This window comes from Dactylosporangium sp. NPDC005572 (genome assembly GCF_040605515.1).
Classification (GTDB): Bacteria; Actinomycetota; Actinomycetes; order Mycobacteriales; family Micromonosporaceae; genus Dactylosporangium.
Map to the genome: position 1 here is coordinate 1 of NZ_JBEXCY010000388.1, position 4,612 is coordinate 4,612.

Consider the following 4,612-nt stretch of genomic DNA (forward strand, 5'->3'; position numbering starts at 1 on the left):
AGAAGCTGGCCACGGAGAGCTCGTACCAGTCGATCAGCCTGTGGTTCAAGACCACGCCGGTCGAGCGCGCACCAGCCGGCGGGCTCGCCGTCGAGGTAGGCGAGCAGCCCGGCCGGGTCGGCCCGCAGGGCCGCCGCCCGCTCGTCCCGGCCGGTGGCGCGCCAGGCGGCGTTGTCGCACCTGAAGTACTGGCACTGGCAGCCGGCCGGCACGCCGCGCGGGCCGAACACGGCCTGGATGTCGTCCCACCGCTCCGCGCCGGCGGCCACCACCGAGATGCTCATGTCGCGCGGCCGCCGTAGGAGCCGGCCAGGGCCCGCGCGACCGTTGCCGCGTCCGCGTCGGCCACCTCGGCCGGGTACTGCGGCAGCAGGTCGTCCCAGACCACCATCCACGAGCCGTACAGCTGGGACTGGCCCGCCGGGCGGGCGAAGAACCACACGTGCAGGTGGGCGCCGCCGTCGCCGATGCGGTAGACGTGGGCGCGGGCGATGTGCGGCAGGGCCTGGACGTGGCCGGCGATGTGCTTGGTCAGCACGCCCAGCTCGGCGGCGAGGGCGTCGGGCAGGTCGGCCAGGTCGTGGTGGTCACGAGGATGCAGCATCAGTACCAGGGGCACGCCCACCTGCTCGATGCGGGTCAGCCGCCACCGCTCGTCCAGCCAGATACCCTCGTCGCGGCGGCGGCACGAGTCGCAGTCCGCCGGGTCCTCGCCCTGCCGGGGCGGCTCGGGCAGCACCGGCGGGCGCAGCGGGGCGACGCGCAGGCCCTCCGGCTCGAACGGGCTGATGTCCCAGCCGGTCATCCGCGCCAGGGGGAGGCGGCCCTCCGCGTCGGCGGCGGCGAGGGCGTGGTCGTAGAACTCGTCGGGTCGCAGTGCCATGCCCGGAGACGTTACGCGGGCCGCAGCGCCGGCACCGCCCTCGCCGGCGGACCAGGCCGCGACGGAGGCGGCGGCGGCTGAGGCCGGCCACGGTACCCTGGGGGGTATCTACCGGCGGGTGACAGGAGGCACGGCGTGGAGATCGACGGCGAGGCGCTCGGCGACGTGATCAAGCGGCTCCGCCGCGCCGAGGGGCAGATCCGCGGGGTGATCGCCATGCTGGAGGACGGCCGCGACTGCGCCGAGGTCGTCACCCAGCTCGCCGCCGTGTCGCGCGCCCTCGACAAGGCCGGGTTCAAGATCATCGCGACCGGGCTGCGGCAGTGCCTGACCGCCGAGCAGGCCGGCAAAGAGCCACAGCTCGACGTCGCGCAGCTGGAGAAGCTGTTCCTGTCCCTGGCCTGACGGTATTTCCGCGCACTTCCGGGTAGTCAAGCACCAGCGTCCGGCGCATACCCCCTGGGGTATCGTTGACATACCCCCGGGGGTATGTGTCAGGCTGGCTGCGCCCGCGAGCCGCGTGAAAGGACCGGTCCCGTGCCGCACGTTCTGCCCATCGAGACGCCGACCCTCGGCGACCGTGGCTACCTCGTCCACGACGGCCGGGTGGCGTTCGTGGTCGACCCGCAGCGCGACATCGACCGCGTGCTCGACCTCGCCGCCGCCGAGGGCGTGACGATCACCCACGTCTTCGAGACCCACCTGCACAACGACTACGTCACCGGCGGCCACGCCCTGGCCCGGCGCACCGGCGCCACCTACCACGTCGGCGCCGGCGACCCGGTCGCGTTCGACCGCGTGCCGGTCCGCGACGGCGACGTCGTCGAGGTCGGCGAGCGGATGCGGGTCCGGGCGCGGCACACGCCCGGCCACACCTTCACGCACCTGGCGTACGTCCTGATCGCGGACGGCGCGGACGTCGCCGTGTTCACCGGCGGATCGCTGCTGTACGGCTCGGTCGGGCGCCCCGACCTGCTCGGCCCCGAGCACACCGGGACGCTCGCGCACCAGCAGTACACCTCGGTCCACCGCCTCGCCACCGAGCTGCCCGACGCCACGGCCGTCTATCCGACCCACGGCTTCGGCAGCTTCTGCGCCGCCACCCAGTCCAGCGCCGTCGCGTCGACGATCGACTGGGAGCGGCGGACCAACCCGGTGCTCACCACGCCCGAGCGCGAGTTCGTCGACGAGCTGCTCGCCGGCCTCGACGCCTGGCCGGCCTACTACGCGCACATGGCACCCGCGAACGCCGCCGGCCCGCTCGAACCCGACCTCAGCCCGCCGCAACACGCCGACGCCGGGCAGCTGCGCCGCCGGCTCTCGGCCGGCGAGTGGGTCGTCGACCTGCGCAACCGCGTCGCCTTCGCCGCCGGGCACGTCGCCGGCACGCTCAACTTCGGCCTCGACGGCGGCTTCGCCACCTACCTCGGCTGGCTGATCCCCTGGGGTACCCCGGTAACGCTCCTCGGCGAGACCCCGCAGCAGGTCGCCGAGGCCCAGCGCGAGCTCGTCCGCATCGGCATCGACCGGCCGGCCGCGCACGCCACCGGCACGCCCGCCGACTGGGCCGGCGGGGAGCCGGTGGCCACCTACCCGCGCGCCACGTTCGCCGACCTCGCCCAGGTGCGCCACCACCGGCCCGTCGCGGTGCTCGACGTGCGGCGCAACCTCGAGCACGCCGGGTCGCACATCGCCGACGCGGTCCACGTCCCGCTGCACGAGCTGCTCCACCGGCTCGGCGAGGTGCCCGGCGGCGAGGTGTGGGTCCACTGCGCGACCGGCTACCGCGCCTCGGTCGCCGCGTCGGTGCTGGCCGCGGCCGGCCACCGCGTCGTCGCCGTCGACGACGACTTCGCCAACGCCGCGAAGGCCGGGCTGCACACCGTCCCGGCCGGCGCATGACGACCCTGGTCCTCACCGCCGCGCTCGCGACCGCGATCGGGCTCAGCCTCGGCGTGCTCGGCGGCGGCGGGTCGATCCTCGCCGTCCCGCTGCTGGTGTACGTCACCGGCCTGCCCGCCGGGCCGGCGATCGCCACCTCGCTGCTCGTCGTCGGCGCCACCAGCGCCGTGGCGGTGCTCCCCCACCTGCGGGCCGGCCGGGTCCGCTGGCGCACGGGCCTCACGTTCGGCCTGGCCGGCATGGCGGGCGCCTACACCGGCGGCCGGCTCGCCGCGTTCGTGCCGCCGGGCGTGCTCCTCACCGCGTTCGCGCTCATGATGCTCGCCACCGCGGCGGCGATGATCCGCGGCCGGCGTACCGCGGCGGCCCGGCGCGTGCCGCCGCTGCGCATCGCCGTGGACGGCGTGGCCGTCGGCCTGGTCACCGGGCTCGTCGGCGCCGGCGGCGGCTTCCTCGTCGTGCCCGCCCTCGTCCTGCTCGGCGGCCTGCCGATGCCGGTGGCGGTCGGCACGTCCCTCGTCGTCATCGCCATGCAGTCCCTGGCCGGGTTCGCCGGCCACCTGTCCGGGGCCGGCATCGACTGGACCCTGGCCGCCGCCGTCACCGCCGCCGCGATCGCGGGCAGCCTCGCCGGCGCCCGGCTGGCCGGCCGCGTCCCCGCCGAGATGCTGCGCAAGGCGTTCGGCTGGTCGGTCGCCGCCCTGGGCGTCCTGATCCTCGGCCGGCAGCTGCCGTGGCCCGGGTTCACCGCCGGGTTCGCGGCCGGGTTCGCGTTCGCCGTCGTCACGACCGTCGCCGCCGCCCACGCCCGCCGGCGCGACCGGCTCACCTCGACCTGACCACCAACCCCTCTGGAGGAACGACCATGTGCCAGCGCGTCACCTGCAAGACCTGCGGCAAGGCGACCTACGCCGGATGCGGCAACCATGTCGACGAGGTCCTCGCCGGGGTACCGGCGGCGCAGCGCTGCGCCTGCGAGCCGAAGGGCCTGTCCACGGTCCTACGGTCCCTGCTGCGCCGGCGCTGACCTGCTCCCGGTCCGCACCGCCGGCCACGTCACCGCGCAGGCGTGGCCGCCGGCCCGGCGGACGCCGCCAGCTCGGTCAGGACCTCCAGCACCGCCGGTTCGCCGGCCGGGGCGCTCTGCGTGATCGCGCAGTGGGTCAGCGCCGGGAGCAGGTCCTCGCCGAGGCCGGCCGCGAGCGGCCGCAGGTGCGGGTCGAGCAGCTTGCGCACCGACTGGAGGCGGACGGGTGCCGAGGTGCCCGCCGTCGCGCGGGCGGCGACGCTGTCCAGCGTGCCGTTCAGCCGCGCGGTGTAGGGCAGCACCAGGCAGCGGGCCGGGCAGGTGGCGCAGCCGGGCAGCTCCGGCTGCGGCGGCCCGCCGAGCAGCTGCCGCAGCGCCGCCTGGGTCGCGGCGAACCGCTCGGTCGCCTCGGCGTCCAGCTCGTGCCGGTCGAGCCAGGCCCAGGCGAGCTCCGCGACCGCCGCCTCGGCGCGGGCCCGCAGCACGATCTGCCGGGCCGCCAGGGGTGTGCCGCCCCGGGCGCGCAGCAGCCGTTCGGCCCACGCACCGGCGCTCTGCGTGGCAGCACAGTTGAGCACCCCCACGCCGGCCTCGTCGGGCCACTGCCGGCGCCACCGCTGCCACGCCGTCCAGGCCCGCGGCGCCGTGCCGAGCAGCAGGGCGTCGTGCCACGCCTCGAGGTCGGCCGCCTGCTCCTGCGGGCTGCGGGCCTCGCGGGCCTCGTGCAGGAACTCGCACGGGGCCGGGCAGCGCCGGCAGGCGGCGCCGCGGCGCAGGTAGCGGCGGTCCGGGGGCCGCGC

6 protein-coding genes and 1 pseudogene are annotated in these 4,612 nt (G+C 76.3%); 4 read left to right on the plus strand and 3 right to left on the minus strand.

Annotated features, from left to right (window positions below):
- Both ABZS66_RS60475 and ABZS66_RS60480 read right to left on the minus strand, forming a co-directional pair.
- Positions 1–284: pseudogene (locus ABZS66_RS60475) on the minus strand (hypothetical protein); the annotation flags it as partial.
- Positions 281–883 (minus strand): hypothetical protein, encoded by a 603-nt coding sequence (locus ABZS66_RS60480; protein ID WP_354773865.1) that lies wholly within the window; start codon positions 881–883, stop codon positions 281–283. The gene ABZS66_RS60480 and the pseudogene ABZS66_RS60475, both read right to left, overlap by 4 nt.
- A gap of 135 nt (positions 884–1,018) precedes the next feature.
- Between ABZS66_RS60480 and ABZS66_RS60485 the strand changes: the two genes are divergently transcribed.
- The 4 genes from ABZS66_RS60485 (at position 1,019) to ABZS66_RS60500 (ending at position 3,812) form a co-directional block, all read left to right on the plus strand.
- Positions 1,019–1,288: a metal-sensitive transcriptional regulator gene (locus ABZS66_RS60485; protein ID WP_354773867.1), complete on the plus strand. Its 270-nt coding sequence runs from the start codon at positions 1,019–1,021 to the stop codon at positions 1,286–1,288.
- Positions 1,289–1,420: 132 nt separating this feature from the next.
- On the plus strand, positions 1,421–2,785 hold the full coding sequence (locus ABZS66_RS60490; protein WP_354773869.1) for an MBL fold metallo-hydrolase: 1,365 nt from the start codon (positions 1,421–1,423) through the stop codon (positions 2,783–2,785).
- Positions 2,782–3,624, plus strand: a complete 843-nt coding sequence (locus ABZS66_RS60495) for a sulfite exporter TauE/SafE family protein (RefSeq protein WP_354773871.1) — start codon at positions 2,782–2,784, stop codon at positions 3,622–3,624. Before ABZS66_RS60490 ends, ABZS66_RS60495 begins: the two co-directional genes overlap by 4 nt.
- A gap of 26 nt (positions 3,625–3,650) precedes the next feature.
- Positions 3,651–3,812 carry a hypothetical protein gene (locus ABZS66_RS60500; RefSeq protein WP_354773873.1) on the plus strand — a complete coding sequence of 54 codons (162 nt, stop codon included), beginning with the start codon at positions 3,651–3,653 and terminating at the stop codon, positions 3,810–3,812.
- A gap of 29 nt (positions 3,813–3,841) precedes the next feature.
- Here the strand turns inward: ABZS66_RS60500 and ABZS66_RS60505 are convergent.
- Positions 3,842–4,612: hypothetical protein (locus ABZS66_RS60505; protein ID WP_354773875.1), on the minus strand; the 771-nt coding region annotated here is incomplete at its 5' end.

Bases quoted from the DNA above. Each gene is read 5' to 3' on its own strand.
- ABZS66_RS60480 (WP_354773865.1), bottom strand. From the start codon at position 883: ATGGCACTGCGACCCGACGAGTTCTACGACCACGCCCTCGCCGCCGCC.
- ABZS66_RS60495 (WP_354773871.1), top strand. From the start codon at position 2,782: ATGACGACCCTGGTCCTCACCGCCGCGCTCGCGACCGCGATCGGGCTC.
- ABZS66_RS60500 (WP_354773873.1), top strand. From the start codon at position 3,651: ATGTGCCAGCGCGTCACCTGCAAGACCTGCGGCAAGGCGACCTACGCC.